Below are 20494 nucleotides of genomic sequence, written 5' to 3'. Positions count from 1 at the left end.
TAGAAGCCCGATCGACCCGGGATAGGGTGCATTCCCATGCCAGAACCATGGGTCAATCCGCCGGCCGACGCCCCCGGGGCGGCCGAGACGCCGACACCCTCCGCCGCCGAGACGCCCGCCGAGCCACTCGTCGAGACACCCATCGAGGCACCCGCTGGGCCGCTCGGCACCGACCTGTTCCTGGAGCTGTCCGGCGGCGGCAGTCGGCGCGCCCAGCTGATGCGGGCGTTGCGTGAGGCCGTCGACTCCGGGCGGCTCGCCCCCGGCACCCGCCTGCCCCCGTACCGCAGCCTCGCCCGCGACCTGGGCATCGCCCGCAACACGGTGGCCGACGCGTACGCCGAACTCGTCGCCGAGGGCCGGCTGTCGGCCCGCCAGGGGTCCGGCACCCGGGTCGCCCACCGGGCCGCACCGCTGCCCTCCGGCCGGGACGCCCCCACCCGCCCGACGGCGGCGCGGCCGGTCGTCCACGACCTGGCGCCCTCCTCTCCCGATGCCTCCGCGTTCCCGCGCTCCGACTGGCTGACGTCCGTCCGCCGGGCCGTCTCCGCCGCCCCCAGCGGCGCCTTCGGCGTCGGCGACCCGCGCGGCCGGCCCGAACTGCGCACCGCGCTGGCCGAGTACCTGGCCCGCGCCCGCGGCGTCCGCACCGAACCGGACCGGATCGTGGTGTGCGCCGGATTCGCCCACGCCCTGCGGCTGCTGGGTGGCATCCTGGACGGACCCGTCGCCGTCGAGGCGTACGGCCTGGCCTTCCACCGCGGCCTGCTGACGGAGGCCGGCCGCCCGACCGTCCCGCTGACCGTCGACCGGGCCGGGGCCCGCACCGCCGAACTGGCCGTCACCGGCGCGCGGGCCGCCCTGCTCACGCCCGCCCATCAGTTCCCCACCGGCGGCCCGCTGCACGCCGAACGCCGCGCCCTGGCCGTCGACTGGGCCCGCGCGCACGGCGGGCTGCTGCTGGAGGACGACTACGACGGCGAGTTCCGCTACGACCGCCAGCCGATCGGCGCCGTCCAGGGGCTCGACCCGGACCGCGTCGTCTACCTCGGCTCCACCAGCAAGAGCCTCTCCCCCGCGCTGCGGCTCGGCTGGATGGTGCTGCCCGCCGAGCTGGTCGACCCGGTGCTCGCGGCCAAGGGCTCCCGCGAACTGACCTCCGGGGTGATCGACCAACTCACCCTGGCCGACTTCCTCGCCCACGGCGCCTACGACCGCCACCTGCGCCGGATGCGCCGCCACTACCGCCGCCGCCGCGACCTGATGGTCCGCACCCTGGCCGACCGGGCCCCGGACATCCGGGTCAGCGGCATCGCCGCCGGGCTGCACGCCGTGCTCGAACTCCCGGAGAACACCGAGCCGTTGGCGCTCGGCACCGCCCGCCGCCTGGGCCTGGCCCTGGAGGGGCTGCGCCCCTACCGCCACCCCGACAGCACCATGCCGCCGCGCGACGGCCTGGTGATCGGCTACGGCACCCCGCCCGACCACGCCTTCCCCGCCGCCCTGGACGCCCTCTGCCAGACCCTCACCACGCTGCCCCGCGACTGACCGGCCGACCGGGAATTTCGAGCTGCGGCAGGACCGTCGGAGGCCGAGGAGCGACCCGAGGATCGTCGCCAACCGGCGCGCGGTACACCACCGGCGGACGTTCATGAGGCGTCTCCCTTCCGCGCGTCGGATGTGGCGGCTCGCAGCAGGGCGGCGATGCCGTTGAAACCGCGACGCTCGGCGTGCTGGAGCGCCGTCATGCCGTCGCCGTCGGCGAGCTGCGGGTCGGCGCCCGCAGCGAGCAGCAGGCGGACGATTTCGATGTGCGGGCGGCCGCCGTCGCCGAGGATCACGGCCTCCAGCAGGGCCGTCCAGCCCAGTCGGTTCACGTGGTCGACGTCAAGGTCGGTCTCCTCCAACACCGCCTGCACGTACGCGACATGGCCACGCTCGGCCGCAGGTATCAGGCTCACCCCGCCGAACCGGTTGGTCAGCCCGAAATCCGGCCCGGCGACCAGCAGCGCCCGCATCATGGCGACGCTGCCGGTGACGCCGGTGACCAGCCACGGGCTGTCCTCCCGGTGGTCCTGTGCGTCCGGGTCCGCGCCGGCCGCGACCAGGAACTCGGCGACGGCCACCTGGTCGGCGAGCGCGGCCGCCAGCAGCGCCGTCCGCCCCTGTGGATCGCGCGCCTCCAGGTTGGCGCCGGCCGCCAGGGCGGCCCTGGCGGCGGCGAGGTCGCCGATGTGCGCAGCGCCGAGCAGGCGTTGGTCGATTGCGGTCGTCATCACGGTCCTCCTCCTGAAGGGACGGCAGGTACGGCACGGGCAGCCCTCGACACAGGCGAGGTCGGGCCGGGCCGGCCGGGCCGAACGGTGGGCCCGGCGAATGCCTCCGACGAACCTCTCACCTCTATATTTGCCCCGCTCCCGGGCCCGGTTCGTCATCGAACCGGCCAGTCCCCGCGAGCCTTCCGGCTGATACCGACGTCATCCGATCGGTCGATGCAGGCGGGGCGGCCGAGGAGGCCTGGCGGGGCCGCGAACATGGAGATTCGATCACCATCGCGGTCTTCCTCTTCCGCCCGTCGATATTCTGTGCCATTTTACATGTCACACGTCAGATGGTCGGCGCCCCCCAGCCCGGCCACTACCGCTCGGAGTCCCCCACCGTGCGTCATATCCGGATATCCGCCGCCCAGTTGGGTCGGCTGCTCGCGCTCGCTTTCGCGCTGGTCCTCACCGTCGGGCTGTTCGCCCCACAGGGCCGCGCCTTCGCCGCCCCCGCCCAACCCGCCACCGGCGCCACCCCCACCGACACGGCCACCGCCCCCGTCTCGCACCCCGTCCCGAAGTCGGCCGACGAGCCGAAGGACGCCCGCCCGACCCCGGGTCAGGTCGAGACCGGTACCAAGTCCGCACCGCGGCAGGCCACCGCCGTCGAGTCGGCCAAGAAGCTCGGCGCGCGCGCCGCCGACGCCACCGGCTGCGACACCTCGTCGTTCGGCTCCGCCAGCGGCACCGCCCTGGTCAACACGGTCAAGGCGGCCGACCTGGACTGTCTGGGCAAGCTCTACTCGATCACCGGCACCGACGCGAAGAACACCTTCCGCGAGCCGCAGATGGTCGCCGTCGCCGACGCCCTGCGCACCGCCTCGGCGAACTACGACGGCACCGACTCGACGTCCGCCGCCCAGCTGATCGCCTTCCTGCGGGCCGGCTACTACGTCCAGTGGTACCACCCCGACGCGGTCGGCCCGTACGGCACCGCACTGCAGACCTCGATCCGCGGCGCGCTGGACGCGTTCTACGCCGCCCCGCACGCCAAGGACGTCACCGAGGCCAACGGCCAGATCCTCTCCGAGGCGGTCATCCTGATCGACTCCGCCCAGGAGAACGCCCGCTACGCCGGCGTGATCAAGGACCTGCTGGACCGCTACACCGGCTCCTGGACCGGCGGCATGTGGACCGCCGTCTCCAACACCAAGCTGGTGCTGGAGAACGGCCTCGGCACCGACTCCTTCAACGCCGCGCTGGCCGCCGACCCGTCGGTGGCCGCCTCGATCTCCGCCTTCGTCAAGCGCAACAGCCGGATGCTCAACGGCAGCGACCTGGCCACCGGCCTGGGCATCGACCTCGGCTCCTTCCTGGAGCAGCCGGTGCTGCAGGCCCAGGCCCGCCCGCTGGTCAAGGATCTGGTCAACGCCTTCCCGCTGATCGGCGCCACCGGCCCGCTCACGATGAACCTCGCCTGGTTCACCGAGAAGAAGGACGAGGGCCACTGCTCCTACTACGGGCTGTGCGACCTGCCGACCCGGCTCGCCCCGCTGGTCCTGACCGTGGACCGAATCTGCAGCCCGACCCTGCACATCCGCGCCCAGGCGCTGACCACCGCCGAACTGGACAGCACCTGCTCCAGCCTGGCCAACGAGGACGCCCTGTTCCACAGCGTGGTCAAGGACAACGGCCCCGTCCCCGGTGACCTCAACACCCAGCTGGAGGTCGTGGTCTACGACTCCTCCTACGACTACCGCCTGTACGCCTGGTCGATGTTCGACATCGAGGTGGACAACGGCGGCATGTACCTGGAGGGCAAGCCCGACGAGCCCGGCAACCAGGCCCGCTTCATCGCCCACGAGGCGGAGTGGCTGCGCCCGGCGTTCTCGATCTGGAACCTCAACCACGAGTACGCGCACTACCTCGACGGCCGCTTCAACTTCTACGGCGACTTCGACGCCGGGCAGACCGTCCCCAACATCTGGTGGATCGAGGGCTTCGCCGAGTACATGTCCTACACGTACCGGGACGTGCGCTACGACGACGCGATCGCGCAGGCCGCCAAGGGCACCTACAAGCTGAGCACGCTGTTCGACACCACCTACCAGAACACCGACTCCACCCGAACCTACAACTGGGGCTACCTGGCCGTCCGCTACATGCTGCAGTCGCACCCGCAGGACGTCGCCGCCTACCTGGCCAAGACCCGCACCGGCGACTTCACCGGCGCCCGTGCCGTCCTCACCGGCATCGGCACCTCGTACGACGCCGACTTCGCCACCTACCTGAGCGCCTGCGGCACCGGCAACTGCGGCACCCTGGCCCCCGCCGCCCCGCTCTGCGCCGACCAGGACACCCGCTCGTACGGGAAGAACTGCCGCCGTGACAACGTCGCGGCCACCTCCGGCAACTACAGCTACAGCTTCCTCAACCTGCCGGCCGGCGTGAAGCAGCTCACCATCACCACCACCGGCGGCACCGGCAACGCGGACCTCTACTGGAACCCCGCCGCCTGGGCCACCACCGGCTCCTACGCCGCCAAGTCCACCACCAGCGGCAACGGTGAGACCCTGACCATCACGAACCCGCCCGCGGGCTGGGTGTACTTCAGCCTCTACGCCCAGAACTCCTTCTCCGGAGTCACCGTCACCACGCAGTACTGACCCACCCGGTGACACCCGAGGCCCGCGGATCCCAGGACCGCGGGCCTCACGCCGTATCCGGCCCGGCCGCCGGACTCCCCGGCCGTCCACACCTTCCGCACCCGGCGATCGCCGTCCCTGCCCCGGGGTTCCCGCGCCGAGCGATGCGTGCCCGAACGGTCATCGCGCAGCGATTCCCGATGGGGTGAATCTCCCCGCTGCGGCCAACCGCCGGACCGTTTCGACGCCCAGGGGGAACCGCGGGCCCTGCCAGGGCGGACGGCGATGCGGCCCAGGTCGCCGGGGCCACCCGGAAGCACCGCCCCGGGTTCGGGTCCTGCCCGAGTTCCCCGGAAATTCCTCGGCGCGCGCTCGCGGCGCTGCACACAGGAGCTGCCGGGGACGCTAATCTACGCTCAGAGCTCGACAAGTCCGGCATTTCGCCTGGTCAGAGAGCTCCATTGGCTGACGGCTGGTCAGCGGCCGAGGTAGGGCGGGTGGGACTCGAACCCACGACCAAGGGATTATGAGTCCCCTGCTCTAACCGGCTGAGCTACCGCCCCCCGACTCGACCCGCCGGGGCCGACGGGCGGCCCTGGCAGTAACGGACGACCCCTCAGGGACGCCCCCGGCAGCATAGCCGGTCGGTCACCCGTGGTGCGCGCCGGGGGCGCATCCGGGGAGGCCCGCCCCCTCCCGCCCGCGCCACCCATTCGTGGACGTGGTCGCGTCCGTCCGACGGTCACCCCGACGAGCGAACCGGGACGGTCGGCGCGGCCGAGGCGACGGCCCGGAAAATGATCGCCCAGGCCTCAGCACCTCCCGCGCGGCGCCGGCGTTCGTGCCCACGCTCGCACCGGTAACACCCCGTCAGAGGTTGCGCCGGTCCGAGCCCGCACAGCCGCTGCGGCACCGCACCGCTAAGACCGGCTGTCCGTACACTCCGAGGAGGCGACCGCCCGCAGACGGCCCCGAACGACCCCACCGGCACTGCGGTCGAGGTGATCGACGGCAGTGCGGCAGGGCGGCGACACCGCAGGCATCCCGTACGGCAGTTGCTCCGGCGTCCCGGCGCAGGCGCTCCACCGGCGGCTGCCCCAGGGCTCCTGGCACCCGGTCGGGCGGGCCCGCTGTCGAGGGCGGTTGCCGGTGCGGCGCGGGCCCTGGTAGATCTTGCTGCATCCGCCGCCCGGCACCCCCGGGCGGGTCGCCGAGCGGAAGCGAGTGACGGTGCCGCGCAGCTCTCCCCGAACCGGCCGTGGCCCGGCCGCTGCGGCCTGCGCACTCCTGCTCCTGCTGGCGGCGGCGACCGGTTGCGATTCCGCCACGCCCGCCGACAACCGTCCGACCGCGCATCCCGCGCCGGCGGACGTCGCGGGCAACCGGATCGGGCCGCTGTTCCTGGACGACACCGACGGCATGCGGGCCTGCACGGCCGCCGTGGTGCACAGTCGGGGCCGCAACCTGCTGATCACCGCCGCCCACTGCGCGGCCCCGCACGGCACGCCCATCGACGGCCTGGTGTTCGCCCCGGGCTACCGCGACCAGCATGCCCCGTACGGAAGTTGGCCCGTCACCGGGGTGCTGGTGGACCCGCGGTGGGGGTCCGACGAGAACGAGGGGTACGACGTGGCGTTCCTCACGGTCGGCGCGCTGAACGGCCGGCAGGTCGAGGACGCGATGGGCGCCTACACCCTCGCCACCGGTCTCGGCTTCGGCCTGGACGTCACGGTCACCGGATATCCCAACAGCGCCGTGTCCCCGATCACCTGCCAGGGCCGCACCACCTCGCGCAGCAATACCCAGCAGCGTTTCGACTGCGCCGGATTCACCGACGGCACCAGCGGCAGCCCCTGGGTGACCGGGCAGGGTCAGGTCGTCGGCGTCATAGGGGGTTACCAGCAGGGCGGCGACAGCCCGGAGGTCTCCTACAGCGTGGCCTTCGGCAGCCGCCTCGCGGACCTCTACCGGCAGGCCGGCGGCTGAGCCCCTGCGGCCACGGCCCTGCGGAGAAACCGCAGGCCCTGTGGAGGGCTCGGCCGCGGGAAGAAACACGAAGGCCCCTCGGTCTCACCGAAGGGCCTTCGCTCTGTACTGATCACCGTGAATCCGGTGAAGCTCCCCCAATTGGACTCGAACCAATAACCTGCCGATTAACAGTCGGCTGCTCTGCCAATTGAGCTATGGGGGACCGCGCTCCTCCAATTGGACTCGAACCAATAACCTGCCGATTAACAGTCGGCTGCTCTGCCAATTGAGCTATGGAGGATCGTTCTTCGCCTCGCCCACCCCGGTCTCCGGATCTCCCCGGGCCCACGGTGCTCGCTGCGGGACATACATTAGCGCACTCAGGGGGGTGTTCCGCCAATCGCTTTCGGCAGCAGCCTCCCCCACCTCGGCCCCGGGCCGGTCCGGCGTGCCCCGCGCGCGCCTCACGGTACGGACGGGGATGCTGGTGCAGGCGGTTCCGGCTGGCCCGGACCCGCCACCGGCAGGGCGGTTCACGGCCCGGCCGGACGGGTAGACGCGGCACACAATCGCGCGGCGACGAAGGGTGGAACCAGGGCATGTGGAAGGTGTCGTTGATCGTTGGCATCGGGATCGGGTACGTCCTCGGTACCCGGGCCGGGCGTGAGCGGTACGACCAGCTGGCCGGTGCGGCCCGGCAGCTGCGGGAGAACCCGCGGGTGCAGGACGCGGCCGGCAAGGCCAAGCAGCAGGCGGGCGCGGTGGCCGGGAAGGCCGCCGGGGCGGTCGCCGACAAGGTCGGCGAGAAGCTGCCGAACGCGCTGACCGAGCGCGTCCCGTACTTCGCCAAGCACCACGGCGAGGACGACGGCTGGGGCACCGTCCGCCCCTGAGCGCACGGAGCATCGCAAAGGGCATCGCAGAAGCGCATCGCGCGAACATCGCACCGAACGTCTCCGGCCGGGCACGGAACGCCCCCGACCAGGCACGGAGGGTCGGCGGCGGGGCTGGTTCCGGTACCGACTGGGCAACACTTGCGGCAGTCGGGCCCGCCCCGGCCGTCGACTGCGGCATGATCTCGGCATGGCCATCGTCGCGGGCATCGACAGCTCCACCACTCGCACCCGGATCGTCGCGTGCGACGCCGACACCGGCGCCGTGTTGCGGCAGGGCCGCGCTCCCCATCCGCTGCCCGAGGGCGACGACGCCCGCTCCACCGAGGTCGACCCGCAGAGCTGGCTGCACTCGCTCGGCGACGCCGCCGCCGGGGGCCTGCTGGAGGGCGTCCGCGCGATCGGGGTGTCCGCCCAGCAGCACGGTCTGATCGGCCTGGACGCCGGCGGTGTCCTGGTGCGGCCCGCGCTGCTGTGGAACGACCCGCGGTCGGCGGGCTCGGCGGCCGCGCTGCTGGACGCGCTGGGCGGCGCGGAGCCCTGGGTGGAGGCGATCGGCGCCGTCCCCGGCCCCACCTACACCATCGCCAAGCTGCGTTGGCTGGCCGAGTTCGAACCGGTGTCGGCGCAGCGGATCGCCGAGGTGCTGCTGCCGCACGACTGGCTGGTCTCGCAGCTGCTGGGCGGCGCCCGGCGGCGCACCACGGACCGCGGCGACGCCTCCGGCACCGGCTACTGGTCGCCGATCACCGGCGAGTACCGGCAGGACCTGATCAAGCTGGCGCTCGGCCACGAGCTGAAGGTCCCGGACGTGCTCGGCCCGGCCGAGCCCGCCGGGCACACGCCGGAGGGGCTGCTGATCTCGGCCGGCACCGGGGAGAACATGGCGGCCTCGCTGGGCCTCGGGCTGGGCCCGGGCGACGCGGTGGTGTCGCTGGGCGGCAACGGCACGATCTTCGCGGTGCACGACCGGGCGGTCGTCGACCCGTCCGGCCTGGTGTCCTCGTTCGCGGACGCCACCGGCCGGCACCTGCCGATGGTGGCGACGCTGAACGCCGCGCAGGTGCTGCGTTCCACCGCCGCGATGCTCGGCACCGATCTGGAGGGCCTGTCCGAGCTGGCCCTGCAGTCCTCGCCGGGCGCGTACGGGATGGTCTTCCTGCCGTACCTGGACGGCGAGCGCACCCCGAAGCTGCCCCAGGCGGCCGGCACGCTGACCGGGCTGCGGGCCGAGTCGATGGCGCCGCAGCACGTGGCGCGGGCCGCGGTCGAGGGCATGCTGTGCAACCTGGCCGAGGCGCTGGACGTGCTGCGCGGCCACGGTGTCGCGGTGAACCGGGTGTTCCTGCTGGGGACGGCCGGTCGGCTGCCCGCCGTGCAGCAGACAGCCCCGCTGGTGTTCGGGCTGCCCGTGGTCATACCGCCGCGCGGCGACCACGCGGCGCGCGGCGCGGCCCGCCAGGCGGCCTGGGCACTCGCCGGGACGGCCGAGCCCCCGCAGTGGGAACTGCCGGACGTCACCCTGCTCGCCCCCGAGCAGGAGCACGACCTGGCGGTCGGCAACGCGGTGCGCCAGCAGTACGCGGCGATGCGCGAGCAGTACCACCCGGAGACCGCCGCGAGCGCCTGACCTGGCGTCCGGCACCCTCCTCCGAGCGGCTGTTGAGCGTGCGTCGGCCCGTAAGGGGTGGCAACGTGGGGGCTCCACGAGTGGAGGGACGTTCCGTCATGGCGTTGCACAAAGGACAGGCGCACGGGCAGGACGACCGCCGGCTGCCGTTCAGCCCGCTGCACGTGCTGACCGACCCGGTGGGCGCGATGCAGGTCGCCCCGCCGCTGCACCGGCTGCCCCGGATGCCGATCCCGTCCTCCATCGCGTACCAGCTGATCCACGACGAACTGATGCTGGACGGCAACGCCAAGCTCAACCTGGCGACCTTCGTCACCACGCAGATGGACGAGTACGCGGACCGGCTGATGGCCGAGTGCAGCGACAAGAACATGATCGACAAGGACGAGTACCCGCAGACCGCCGAACTGGAGCGGCGCTGCGTGGCGATCCTCGCCGACCTGTGGCACGCGCCCGATCCCGGTGCCGCGGTGGGCTGTTCGACCACCGGCTCCAGCGAGGCCTGCATGCTCGCCGGGATGGCGCTCAAGCGGCGCTGGATGCGGCGCAACGCCGACCGGTACGCGGCCGGGGCGCGGCCCAACCTGGTGATGGGCATCAACGTGCAGGTCTGCTGGGAGAAGTTCTGCAACTTCTGGGAGGTCGAGGCGCGGCTCGTCCCGATGGAGGGCGACCGCTTCCACCTGACCGCCGATCAGGCCGTCGCGCACTGCGACGAGAACACCATCGGCGTGGTCGGCATCCTCGGCTCCACCTTCGACGGCTCCTACGAGCCGATCGCCGAGATCTGCGCCGCGCTGGACGACCTCCAGCAGCGCACCGGGCTCGACATTCCGGTGCACGTGGACGGTGCGTCCGGCGGCATGGTCGCGCCGTTCCTGGACCCGGACCTGAAGTGGGACTTCCGGCTGCCCCGGGTGGCGTCGATCAACACGTCCGGCCACAAGTACGGACTGGTGTACCCCGGGGTGGGGTGGGCGTTGTGGCGGGACGGCGAGGCGCTGCCCGAGGAGCTGGTGTTCAAGGTCAACTACCTGGGCGGCGAGATGCCGACCTTCGCGCTGAACTTCTCCCGTCCGGGCGCGGAGGTGATCGCCCAGTACTACGCCTTCCTGCGGCTCGGGCACGCCGGGTTCCGCGCGGTGCAGCAAGCCTGCCGGGACGTCGCCGAGTACCTGGCCGAGCAGATCGGGAAGCTCGGCCCGTTCCGGCTGATCACCAAGGGCGACCAGCTGCCGGTGTTCGCCTTCACCACGGTCGAGGGCAGCTCGTTCGACGTGTTCGACGTCTCGCGGCGGCTGCGCGAACGCGGCTGGCAGGTGCCCGCGTACACCTTCCCGGAGGGACGGACCGACCTGGCGGTGCTGCGGGTGGTGTGCCGCAACGGGTTCACCCGGGACTTGGCGGACCTGCTGCTCAACGACCTGCGGTGGCTGCTGCCCGAGCTGGAGCGCCAGCCCGCGCCGTTCAGCGAGCTGGGCATGCCGCAGCGCAGCGGCTTCCACCACTGACGGCCGGTCGGGCGGCAGGTCAGTCCAGGTAGCCGCGGAGCTGGTCGGCGAAGGCGTGCTCGCGGAGCTTGCGGAGGGTCTTCGCCTCGATCTGCCGGATCCGTTCCCTGGTCACGCCGAACAGGTGGCCGATCTCCTCCAGGGTGCGGGGGCGGCCGTCGTCGAGGCCGTAGCGGAGCTGGACCACCTGGCGTTCGCGTTCGCCGAGGGTGGCCAGCACCGCTTCCAGGTGCTCGCGCAGCAGCAGGAAGGCGGCGCTCTCCGGCGGGGAGGCGGCGTCGGCGTCCTCGATCAGGTCGCCGAGGGCCACGTCGTCCTCCTCACCGACCGGGGTGTGCAGCGAGACCGGCTCCTGAGCCAGCTTGAGGACCTCCCGGATCCGCTCCGGGGGCAGTTGGAGCACCAGCCCGACCTCGGCGGCGGTCGGCTCCACGCCGCGCTCCTGCAGCAGGGCGCGCTGCACCCGCAGCACCCGGTTGATCAGCTCGACCACGTGCACCGGGACGCGGATGGTGCGGGCCTGGTCGGCGAGGGCGCGGCTCATCGCCTGCCGGATCCACCAGGTCGCGTAGGTGGAGAACTTGTAGCCGCGGGCGTAGTCGAACTTCTCCACCGCTCTGATCAGGCCGAGGTTGCCCTCCTGGACCAGGTCGAGCAGGGTCAGGCCGCGCCCGACGTAGCGCTTGGCGACCGAGACCACCAGCCGCAGGTTGGCCTCGATCAGGCGGCGCTTGGCGATCCGGCCGAGCACCACCAGACGGTCCAGGTCGTCCGCGAGCCGCCCGTCGCCGTCCGGGTCGGTGCGGTAGAGCGCCTCCTCGGCGAACAGGCCGGCCTCGATCTGGCAGGCCAGCTCGACCTCCTCGGCGGCGGTCAGCAGCCGGATGCGGCCGATCTCGCGCAGGTACTGCCGCAGCAGGTCGGCGGCCGGGCCGGTGCCCTCGTCCAGAGGCGCCTCCGGGGGCTCGTCGACGAGGTCCTCGGCGGTGGGCTCGCTCTCGGGCCGGTCGGCGGCCTCGGGCGCGGGCGTAGGCGTGGGGGCGGGCGTGGGGGCGGGCGCGGGGGCGGGCGCGGGGGCTTCGGGCGCGGGGGCCGTTCCGGCGGCGGGGGCTTCGGCCACGGGCTCGGCCCCGGTGGGGAGTTGCGAGCCGGGCTGGACCGGGATCGCGGCGTCCCGGGCGGGGGCGGTGCGGTGCGGGCGGGCGACTGAGAGCTCCACGGGCATCCCTCCAGGGGCCGCGCGCGGCCTGGGGGTTGCCGCGCCACACCGAAGGGGATACCCAGCGCGGCGCGCCCGGGCACCTGCGGGCGGCCGCGAGCCGGACGGGCGGCACCCGGCGCACGCGCGGGTGCCACCGGGCAGGCGGGGGCGGCCCAGGGAGTGACGGGCGGTCAGGCGGCGGTCAGAGGGCGGCCGCGCCGCGCGAACGCAGCTGCTGCCCGTACTGCTGCAGGGCCCACAACTCGCTCTGCACCGGGTGCAGTTCCTCGGCGGTGGCCCGGTCGCCCAGCCGCCGCAGGTGGGCGCGGACCTCGTCGACGCGGCGGTCCACGGCCTGCATGCGCAGCTTCACCAGGAACTCCCCCGCGTACAGCTCGTCGGCCTTGCGGCGGGACCGGATCGGCTCCACGGTCAGCTCGGTGACCAGGCCGCGGACCTGGTCGTCCGGACTGGCCTCGCGGACGGCGGCGGTGAAGTCCGGCAGGCTCGCGCCGTACGCGGCGCCGCCGGTCTGGCCGATGGCGCGGCGGACGGCCCGGTAGGGCGGGGTGGGGAACTCGTCCTCGCTGTACTGGTCGAAGGCCGGGCTGACCAACTCGGGGTGCTGGAGGGCGAGTTTGAGCAGTTCGCGTTCGACGAACTGGGCCGGGTCGCGCGGGTTGAGCCGGAACGTCGGACGCTCCGGACGGGCCGGCTGCTGCCCGGCGGGTTCGGCGCGGCGCAGCGGCCGGCGCTGGCCGTTCTGCTGGTTCTCCCGCTGCCAGCGGGCGAGTTGGGAGATCCGGCGGACCACGAACTGCTCGTCCAGGATGCCGACCATGCCGGCCAGCTGGACGGCGTACTCGTGCTGGATCGAGCGGTCCTTGATCTTGACGATGATCCCGGCGGCCTCTTCGAGCGCGGCGGCGCGGCCCTCGGCGGTGTCCACCCGGTGTCGGGCGACCGCCGAGCGGAGCGCGAACTCGAACAGCGGGACGGGGTTCTCCACCAGGTCGCGGACCGCTTCGTCGCCCTGGGCGAGGCGCAGTTCGCACGGGTCCATGCCGCCCGGGGTGATGGCGATGGAGGTGCGGGCCGCGAACTTCTGGTCGTCCTCGAAGGCCCGCAGGGCGGCCTTCTGTCCGGCGGCGTCGCCGTCGAAGGTGAAGACCGTCTCACCGCGGTAGGTGGAGGTGTCCATCAGCAGTCGGCGGATGATCTTGATGTGGTCCTCGCCGAACGCGGTGCCGCAGGTGGCCACCGCCGTGGTGACGCCCGCCAGGTGACAGGCCATCACATCGGTGTAGCCCTCGACCACCACCGCCCGGCCGGACTTGGCGATCTCCTTGCGGGCCAGGTCGATGCCGTACAGGACGTTCGACTTCTTGTAGATCGGCGTCTCGGGGGTGTTCAGGTACTTCGGGCCGTTGTCGTCCTCGCGCAGCCGGCGGGCGCCGAAGCCGACCACGTCGCCCGAGCTGTCCCGGATCGGCCAGACCAGGCGGCCGCGGAAGCGGTCGATCAGGCCGCCGCGCTGGCCCTGCGAGGCCAGGCCGCCGACCGAGATCTCCTTGTCGGTGAAGCCGCGGCCGCGCAGGAAACGCACCAGGTGCTCCCAGCCGACCGGGGCGTAGCCCACCCCGAAGTGCTTGGCGGCGGCCTCGTCGAAGCCGCGCTCGGCGAGGAAACGGCGGCCGATCTCCGCCTCCGGGGTGGCCAGCTGCTCCTCGAACCAGGCGGCGGCGACCTTGTGCGCCTCGACCAGCCTGGTCCGCTCGCCCTGCTGGTGGCGCGGACTGTAGCCGCCCTCCTCGTAACGCAGGGTGATGCCCGCCTGGGCGGCCATCCGCTCGACCGCCTCCGCGAACGAGCAGTGCTCGATCTTCATCAGGAAGGTGATCGTGTCGCCGGACTCGCCGCAGCCGAAGCAGTGGAAGACGTTCTTGCCCGGGTGCACGTAGAACGACGCGGACTTCTCGTCGTGGAACGGGCACACGCCCTTCAGCTGGGCGCCGCCGCCGCTGGCCAGCTGCACGTAGTCGCCGACCACGGCGTCGATCGGCAGGGCGGCACGCACCGCCTGCACATCCTCGTCCCTGATCCTCCCGGCCACTGGGAAAGTCTACGGGAGCGGGCCGGACAATCCGTGGGCTCAGCCGATCAGCTTGGCGTGCAGGGCGAGCGCGGAGGCGTCGGTCAGGGTGGCGATCTGGTCGATCACGGTGCGCAGCGCGGCGCGATCGTCCTCGGCCTCCGCGTACTGGGCGGCGAACACCGGGTCCAGCCCGTCCGGGGCGGTGCGCAGCAGGGCGTCGGCGAGTTCGGCGATCACCACGCGCTGGCGGGAGCGGAGCTGGGCCTGCTCGTCGCGCTGCATCACGTACCGGACGGCGACCGCCTTGAGCACCGCGCACTCCAACCGGACGCCGCGCGGGACGACCAGTTCGGCGGTGTACCGGGTGAGCGGGCCGGGGCCGTAGCGGGCCCGGGTCTCCTGCTCGGCGGCCAGGCAGAAGCGACCGATCAGCTGGCTGGTGAGGTCCTTGAGACCGGCCCGGGCGCGGGCGGTGCCGTCGTACGCGGTGGGCCACCAGTCCTCGGCCTGGAGGTGGTCGAGGGCGGCGCCGAACTCCTCCGGCCCGGTCTGCGGGGCGAACCGCTCGGCGATCCGGAACAGCTCGGCCCGCTCCTGCGGGGCACGCAGCGCCGCCGGGTCGATGTGGCCGGCCTGCAGGCCGTCCTCCACGTCGTGGGTGGAGTACGCGACGTCGTCGGACCAGTCCATCACCGTGGCCTCGAAGCACTTGCGGCCGTCCGGGGCACCGGTGCGCATCCAGCGGAAGACCGGCAGGTCGTCGCCGTAGACGCCGTACTTGGTGGAGGCCGGGTCGGTGGGGTGGCCACCGCGGGCCCACGGGTACTTGGTGGCGGCGTCCAGGGCGGCCCTGGACAGGTTGAGGCCGACGCTGCGGCCGGGCCAGGGGGCCAGCCGGACCTCGGGTTCGTCGAGCGGGGCGAAGCGCTTGGGCTCCAGCCTGGTCAGGATGCGCAGCGACTGGGCATTGCCCTCGAACCCGCCGCAGGCCTCGGCGGCCTGGTCGAGCGCCTCCTCGCCGGTGTGGCCGAACGGCGGGTGGCCGATGTCGTGCGCCAGGCAGGCGGTCTCCACCAGATCCGGATCGCAGCCGAGCGCCGCGCCCAGCTCCCGGCCGACCTGCGCGCACTCCAGCGAGTGGGTGAGCCGGGTGCGCGGGAAGTCCCTGCGCATCGGGGCGACCACCTGGGTCGTCCCCGCCAGACGGCGCAGCGCGGCCGAGTGCAGCACCCGGGCGCGGTCGCGTTGGAAGGCGGTGCGGCCGGGCCGCTTGTCGGGCTCGGGCACCCAACGTGCCTCGGACTGCGGATCGTACGGAGTGGTGGTCTTCATATGTCCGCCACCGTACGCCGGATGACGGACATTCGGACGTGCGCCGCGCGAACGCCGGCCACCGCCCGAGCAAATTGCAGAGACTTCTCTGCAAAGAGCTCTATGCAGAGAAGTCTCTGCACTCTAGTGTTGCCCTCATGAACGAGCACCGCCCCGAAGAACACCCCGCCACCACCCCCGCACCGGAGGACGAGACCCCGCGACGCCAACTCGACGCCAACAGCCTGCGCGGGCTGGCCCATCCGCTGCGAATGCGGCTGCTGGACGAACTCCGGCTGCACGGCCCCTCGACCTCCGCCCGGCTCGCCGAGCGCACCGGCGAGTCCACCGGCACCATCAGCTGGCACCTGCGCCACCTCGCGGAACACGGGTTCATCGAGGAGGAGACCGGCCGCGGCACCAAGCGGGAGCGCTGGTGGCGCCCGGTGCGCGGCACGATCACGCTGACCGCCACCGAGTTCACCCAGGACCCCAGCACCAAAGCGGCGGCCTCCGTCTACCTGGCGGAGAACCTGCGCCGCCAGTACCAGCTGGTCGCGGACGCGCTGACCGCCGAGTGGGAGGGCGACTGGCGCAACGTGGGCCTGGTCAGCGACTGGAGCAACCTGCGCCTGACGCCCGCCCAGCTCAAGGCCCTCGGCGACGAACTCGCCGAGGTCGTCGCCCGCCACACCCCCGACCCGACCGCCGCCCCCGACCCCGAGGCGCGACCGGCCATTGTCCAGATCCAGGTACTGCCCCGAAAGGAACCCGACCGGCCATGACGTCGACCACCTCCGCCGACTCCCGCCCCGCCGAGCCGGTCGCGGACCCCGCCACCACCGGGACCCTCCACCCGGAGCCCGCCACCGACCCGATCGCCCGCCGGCCCGCCGGACTGCTGCGACGCCACCGCGACTTCCGGCTGCTGTGGATCGGCGAGACCGCCAACAAGTACGGCTCCGCCGTCACCGGCCTGGCCCTGCCACTGATCGCGGTCAGCACCCTGCACGCGAGCACCTTCCAGGTCGGCCTGCTCGGCGCGGCCGGCTGGCTGCCCTGGCTGCTGATCGGCCTGCCCGCCGGGGTGTGGGTGGACCGGCTGCGCTCCCGCCCGATCATGCTCATCTCGACCGCCCTCTCGCTGGTCCTGTACGCGACCGTCCCGCTGGCCGCCCTCGCCGGGACGCTCACCCTGTGGCACCTGCTGACCGTGGCGCTGCTCGCCGGGGCCGCCGGGGTGTTCTTCCAGACCGCGTACACCGCGTACCTGCCGCAGCTGCTCGACCCCGCGGACCAGCCCGAGGGCAACGCCAAACTGCACGGCAGCGCTTCCGCTGCGGGCATCGTCGGCCTCGGCAGCGGCGGCCTGCTCGCCCAGCTCGCCGGCCCGGTCAACGGGCTGCTCGCCAACACCGCGACGTTCCTGCTCTCGCTCTGGTGCACCGCGCGGATCGGCCACCGCGAGACCGACCGCGCGGACCGCCCCCGCCGGGCGCTGCGCAAGGAGATCGGCGAAGGCCTGCGGCTGCTCGTCTCCGACGTCTGGTTCCGCACCTTCGCCCTGTTCGGCGCCGCCTCCAACCTGGTGCTGACGGGCTACCAGGCCCTGCTGGTGGTCTTCCTGATCCGCGAGGTCGGCATCGGCGAGGGCACCGTCGGCCTGCTGGTGGGCCTGGCCTCCACCGGCGGCATCCTCGGCGCGGCCTTCGCCCGCCGGGTCGCCGCCCGGCTCGGCACCTCGCGCGCCATGCTGATGCTCGAACTCGTCCTGCCCGCCCTGACCGTCCTCATCCCGCTCACCGGCCGCGGCCTCGGACTGGCCTGGTACCTGATCGGCGGCTTCGGCGCCTCCGCCGGCGTGGTCGCGGGCAACGTCATCAAGTCGACCTTCCAGCAGCGCTACTGCCCGCCGGAGCTGCTCGGCCGGCTCTCCGCCAGCAGCGCGGTGCTCAACTTCGGCTCCATCCCGCTCGGCGCCGTACTGGCCGGCTTCCTCGGCACCCAGCTGGGCGTGCGCCCCGCGATGTGGCTGATGACCATCGGCGTGCCGCTGGCCGCGCTGATCCTCTGGTGCTCCCCGATGCGCCGCGTCCGCGACCTGCCCACCGAACGCCGCGTCCTCGACACCGAGGGCCCGTGCCCGGCTCCTGCCGACGCACCCTGACGCCCCTGCCCCTGCCCCTGCTCCTGCTCCTGCTCCTGCTCCTGCTGCTCGTCGCCGGGGTGATCCTCGGCGACGCCGACCGGCCGGTACCCCCGGTCGGTCAGTGCTCGGCCCGGGTAGGAGCGACCGACTGGCGCGGAACGCGTACGCGGCAGGCCGGTGCAGGTACGACGGGTGCAGGTACGACGGGTGCGGGCTCCGCGCCTTCGGGGTGGCGGCCATCGGCCTCCGGCGCGGCGGGTGTACCGGGCGCGGCGGACGTGACAGGTGCACCGGACGCAGCGGGCAGGGCCCGCAGCCCCCGCTCGGCGCTCCGGCGGGCGGCTTCCGCTTCGTCCGCCTCGGTCTGCTGACGCAGCATCACCGACTCGCGGTGTGCCGCCGGCACGCCCGCTTCCGCGGCCCGCCGGTACCAGTCCAGGGCGCGCTCGTTCTGGCGGCAGCCGGCCAGCATCCGGGCGGCCGCGAGCAGGGCACCCGGGTCGCCGGCGTCGGCGGCCCGCGCGTACCAGTCGAGCGCCTCGTCGGTCCGGCCCCGGTTCTCCAGCATCTCGGCCGCCTCGGACCGGGCCTGCTGGTCCCCGGTGTCGGCGAACCGCTGCACCCACGCGATGGCCTCGTCCGTGGTCACCGAATCGGACAGCATCCGGGACGCCTCGCGCAGCCGGGCCGGCTCGGGACGGTCCGCCGAGCGCAGCAGCAGGTCCGCTTCGAAGTACCGACCGCCGTCCTTCAACAGCTCCACCGCCTCGCGCAGCAGCTCGGCGCCTGTGAAGGACTGCTGCGCGGCGGGCCGCGGCACCGGCGCACCGGTCTCGGCGCGTTCGGCCGGTGCGGCGAGCAGAAGTGGACGGGGGTGCGGGTGGTCGGCGGCGGTGGCAGACCGCCGGTCGAGCTGCTCGACCACGCGGACGGTCTCGGGCAGCACGTGCCGGTCACCGGCCCGGACGGCGGCGCGGTACCAGCTGACGGACTCCTGCAACCGGCCGAGTGCGGCCAGCAGTCGGCCGAGTTCGCGCATCGCGTAGGTGTCGCCCCGGTGGGCGGCGAGCTCGTACCAGTGCACGGCCCGAGTGCTGTCGCCGCTCCGTTCCAGCATGTCGGCCGCCTGGAACAGGGCCGACTCACAGCCGGCCTCCGCCGCCTTGCCGTACCAGTGCAGCGCTCCCTCCGGATCGCCGTCCCGCTCGCACTGTTCGGCGCGCTCCCGCAGGGCCTGGTGGTCGCCGATGTGCGCGTACCAGGGCAGGTCACCGTACTGGCCATGTCTGGCGAACAGTGCCGCGGCCTCGTGCCAGGCCGTCTCGTCGCAGGCCGCTGCTGCCCGTTCGTAGCACGCCGCCGCCCGGTCGACCTGGCCTGCTGTCTCCCACATCTCTGCTGCTTCGTGCACCGTGGTGATCCCCTGTTCCCACGCGCGTTCCCACCAGGCGATGGCCTGGTCCGTTCTCCCGGCCTCCGCGCACACCCTGGCGCAGGCGGCGGGTGCCGCCGGATGCCCGTCGACCGCCGCCCACTCGAACCGGGCGAAGGCCTCGTCCGCGCGGCCGAGCCCCGCGAGCAACTGCCCGGCCCGGTAGTGGGCGGCCGGGTGACCCGCATCGGCGGCCGCGTCGAAACGTCGCAGCGCCGCGTCGATCTCGCCGGTGCGGCCGAGGAGTTCGGCGGACCGGCAGAGCGCTTCGGCGTCCCCGGCCCGGCCGGCCCGGTCGTACCAGGCGACGGCCTGCCGGTACTGCCGGTCGCGTTCCAGCAGTTCGGCTGCCCGCGTCAGCGCCCCCGGCACTCCGAGCTCGGCTGCCGCGCCGCAACGCTCGACGGCGTCCGCCGTCCGGCCCGTCCCGGCGAGCAGCTCGGCGGCGGCCAGCAGTGCGGTGTGATGGCCCGCTGCGGCAGCCGAGGTGCAGAGATCGAGCGCGACCCGGTCGAGCCCGCGGACCGACGCGGCGTGGGCGAGGGCGGGCCGGTCGGCGGGATGGGCGTACCGCGTCAGACACTCCCACAGGCCGGCGGGCACGGCGCGCCCCTCCCGTTCCGACCTCAGCTCGCGGACCAGCGCCGGGGCGAGCCGCACCTCGTCGCCCGAGGCGGGGCCGGCCGACGTCCGGCTGCTGGTCACCAGGGCGCCGCCGGTCTCCGGAGCCTCGGCCCGGAGGTACGCCCACGCCTCGGCCGCCCACGTAGCTCCGAGGGTGGCGCGCTCACGTACCGTCAAGTAGTGCGGGGCGGCGGCCGTCAGTAGCGCGGCAGGCAGGGCCGGACGGTGACCGAGTCGCAGGCTGTCCAGTGCCGCGTCGACCAACGCCCTGGCTGCGGGCGGGCCCGAGGAGTAGCGGTGCACCGCCTGAGGACCGGCCGGTCCTCCGCCGCCCGCACGCCGACGCCCGGTGGGCTGTCCGCTGCCGTCGGTCGGGGCCGCTCCGACCGATGAAGCACTCGTTGCCGTCCTCCGCGCGGACCGGCCCGAAGCCGTCGCGCGCCTGTTGCGGTGGGCCCGGTCGGTCTCCAACAGGGCGGCCCAGTAGCGGGCCCGGCGCACCGGGAGACCGGCGGCGCGGGCCAACTCCCCCGCCACGATGACGAGCCGATCGATCTCGCGGGGCACGGAGCGTCCGGACAGCCAGCCGCTGAGGGTGGACGGGTTGATCCCGCCCAGCCTGGCCAGGTGTTTCCGCGTGATCGTCCGACCGCCGGTTTGGCGGGCCGCCTGCCAGAGCAGGAGCAGTTCGCGCAGCACCACGGAGTGGGCGGCACGGCCCCTCACCCACACGTCAACTGCCATGCCAGCTCCCCGGCCGGACTCGGAGCGGAT

General features: G+C 73.3%; 13 protein-coding genes and 3 tRNA genes. 8 read left to right on the top strand and 8 right to left on the bottom strand.

Going from position 1 to position 20494, the window contains the following annotated elements:
* Nucleotides 1–219: 219 nt before the first annotated feature.
* A complete protein-coding gene (locus tag ACFV4P_RS10055; RefSeq protein ID WP_380469931.1) occupies nt 220–1548 on the top strand; it encodes a PLP-dependent aminotransferase family protein in 1329 nt (442 codons plus the stop codon).
* Between the two features lie 101 nt (nt 1549–1649).
* On the opposite strand, the gene ACFV4P_RS10050 is transcribed toward ACFV4P_RS10055, so the two are convergent.
* Nucleotides 1650–2276, bottom strand: a complete 627-nt coding sequence (locus tag ACFV4P_RS10050) for an ankyrin repeat domain-containing protein (protein WP_380469290.1) — start codon at nt 2274–2276, stop codon at nt 1650–1652.
* 335 nt (nt 2277–2611) lie between these two features.
* Between ACFV4P_RS10050 and ACFV4P_RS10045 the strand changes: the two genes are divergently transcribed.
* On the top strand, nt 2612–4927 hold the full coding sequence (locus ACFV4P_RS10045) for a collagenase (protein WP_380469289.1): 2316 nt from the start codon (nt 2612–2614) through the stop codon (nt 4925–4927).
* Between the two features lie 468 nt (nt 4928–5395).
* Here the strand turns inward: ACFV4P_RS10045 and ACFV4P_RS10040 are convergent.
* A tRNA-Ile gene (locus tag ACFV4P_RS10040) sits at nt 5396–5469 on the bottom strand.
* Between the two features lie 610 nt (nt 5470–6079).
* Between ACFV4P_RS10040 and ACFV4P_RS10035 the strand changes: the two genes are divergently transcribed.
* Nucleotides 6080–6892 (top strand): trypsin-like serine peptidase, encoded by an 813-nt coding sequence (locus ACFV4P_RS10035; protein WP_380469287.1) that lies wholly within the window; start codon nt 6080–6082, stop codon nt 6890–6892.
* Between the two features lie 132 nt (nt 6893–7024).
* Here the strand turns inward: ACFV4P_RS10035 and ACFV4P_RS10030 are convergent.
* Nucleotides 7025–7097, bottom strand: a tRNA-Asn gene (locus ACFV4P_RS10030).
* 5 nt (nt 7098–7102) lie between these two features.
* Nucleotides 7103–7175, bottom strand: a tRNA-Asn gene (locus ACFV4P_RS10025).
* 298 nt (nt 7176–7473) lie between these two features.
* Here ACFV4P_RS10025 and ACFV4P_RS10020 point away from each other — a divergent pair.
* From ACFV4P_RS10020 to ACFV4P_RS10010, 3 genes are all read left to right on the top strand, one after another.
* Nucleotides 7474–7767: a hypothetical protein gene (locus ACFV4P_RS10020; RefSeq protein WP_073812218.1), complete on the top strand. Its 294-nt coding sequence runs from the start codon at nt 7474–7476 to the stop codon at nt 7765–7767.
* 190 nt (nt 7768–7957) lie between these two features.
* Entirely contained in the window at nt 7958–9397 is a 1440-nt protein-coding gene (locus tag ACFV4P_RS10015) for an FGGY family carbohydrate kinase (RefSeq protein WP_380469285.1), read from the top strand.
* A 98-nt stretch (nt 9398–9495) separates the two neighbouring features.
* Complete coding sequence (locus ACFV4P_RS10010) at nt 9496–10908, top strand: glutamate decarboxylase (RefSeq protein ID WP_380469283.1); 1413 nt, start codon at nt 9496–9498, stop codon at nt 10906–10908.
* Nucleotides 10909–10927: 19 nt separating this feature from the next.
* On the opposite strand, the gene ACFV4P_RS10005 is transcribed toward ACFV4P_RS10010, so the two are convergent.
* From ACFV4P_RS10005 to ACFV4P_RS09995, 3 genes are all read right to left on the bottom strand, one after another.
* A complete protein-coding gene (locus ACFV4P_RS10005; RefSeq protein ID WP_380469282.1) occupies nt 10928–12133 on the bottom strand; it encodes an RNA polymerase sigma factor in 1206 nt (401 codons plus the stop codon).
* A gap of 178 nt (nt 12134–12311) precedes the next feature.
* The gene (dnaG, locus tag ACFV4P_RS10000) at nt 12312–14222 is read right to left on the bottom strand and encodes a DNA primase (protein ID WP_380469280.1); all 1911 of its coding nucleotides are present in this window, start codon (nt 14220–14222) and stop codon (nt 12312–12314) included.
* A 39-nt stretch (nt 14223–14261) separates the two neighbouring features.
* Nucleotides 14262–15536 (bottom strand): deoxyguanosinetriphosphate triphosphohydrolase, encoded by a 1275-nt coding sequence (locus ACFV4P_RS09995; protein WP_380469278.1) that lies wholly within the window; start codon nt 15534–15536, stop codon nt 14262–14264.
* A gap of 137 nt (nt 15537–15673) precedes the next feature.
* Between ACFV4P_RS09995 and ACFV4P_RS09990 the strand changes: the two genes are divergently transcribed.
* On the top strand, nt 15674–16300 hold the full coding sequence (locus ACFV4P_RS09990; RefSeq protein ID WP_380469276.1) for a helix-turn-helix domain-containing protein: 627 nt from the start codon (nt 15674–15676) through the stop codon (nt 16298–16300).
* The gene (locus ACFV4P_RS09985) at nt 16297–17682 is read left to right on the top strand and encodes an MFS transporter (RefSeq protein WP_380469274.1); all 1386 of its coding nucleotides are present in this window, start codon (nt 16297–16299) and stop codon (nt 17680–17682) included. Before ACFV4P_RS09990 ends, ACFV4P_RS09985 begins: the two co-directional genes overlap by 4 nt.
* 100 nt (nt 17683–17782) lie before the next feature.
* Here ACFV4P_RS09985 and ACFV4P_RS09980 read toward each other — a convergent pair whose 3' ends face one another.
* The gene (locus ACFV4P_RS09980) at nt 17783–20464 is read right to left on the bottom strand and encodes a hypothetical protein (RefSeq protein ID WP_380469272.1); all 2682 of its coding nucleotides are present in this window, start codon (nt 20462–20464) and stop codon (nt 17783–17785) included.
* Between the last annotated feature and the right edge of the window lie 30 nt (nt 20465–20494).

Source organism: Kitasatospora sp. NPDC059795, assembly GCF_042732175.1.
In the GTDB taxonomy this organism is placed as follows: Bacteria; Actinomycetota; Actinomycetes; order Streptomycetales; family Streptomycetaceae; genus Kitasatospora.
Note: the sequence above shows the minus strand (reverse complement) of the source record. Positions and strands in the feature narration are given on the sequence as shown.

Excerpts from the sequence above, each read along its gene's own strand:
- ACFV4P_RS09985 (WP_380469274.1), top strand. The coding sequence starts at position 16,297 with ATGACGTCGACCACCTCCGCCGACTCCCGCCCCGCCGAGCCGGTCGCG.
- ACFV4P_RS09995 (WP_380469278.1), bottom strand. The coding sequence starts at position 15,536 with ATGAAGACCACCACTCCGTACGATCCGCAGTCCGAGGCACGTTGGGTG.
- ACFV4P_RS10005 (WP_380469282.1), bottom strand. The coding sequence starts at position 12,133 with ATGCCCGTGGAGCTCTCAGTCGCCCGCCCGCACCGCACCGCCCCCGCC.
- ACFV4P_RS10055 (WP_380469931.1), top strand. The coding sequence starts at position 220 with ATGCGGGCGTTGCGTGAGGCCGTCGACTCCGGGCGGCTCGCCCCCGGC.
- ACFV4P_RS10045 (WP_380469289.1), top strand. The coding sequence starts at position 2,612 with ATGGTCGGCGCCCCCCAGCCCGGCCACTACCGCTCGGAGTCCCCCACC.
- ACFV4P_RS10050 (WP_380469290.1), bottom strand. The coding sequence starts at position 2,276 with ATGACGACCGCAATCGACCAACGCCTGCTCGGCGCTGCGCACATCGGC.
- ACFV4P_RS10010 (WP_380469283.1), top strand. The coding sequence starts at position 9,496 with ATGGCGTTGCACAAAGGACAGGCGCACGGGCAGGACGACCGCCGGCTG.
- ACFV4P_RS10020 (WP_073812218.1), top strand. The coding sequence starts at position 7,474 with ATGTGGAAGGTGTCGTTGATCGTTGGCATCGGGATCGGGTACGTCCTC.
- ACFV4P_RS09980 (WP_380469272.1), bottom strand. The coding sequence starts at position 20,464 with ATGGCAGTTGACGTGTGGGTGAGGGGCCGTGCCGCCCACTCCGTGGTG.
- ACFV4P_RS09990 (WP_380469276.1), top strand. The coding sequence starts at position 15,674 with ATGAACGAGCACCGCCCCGAAGAACACCCCGCCACCACCCCCGCACCG.
- ACFV4P_RS10015 (WP_380469285.1), top strand. The coding sequence starts at position 7,958 with ATGGCCATCGTCGCGGGCATCGACAGCTCCACCACTCGCACCCGGATC.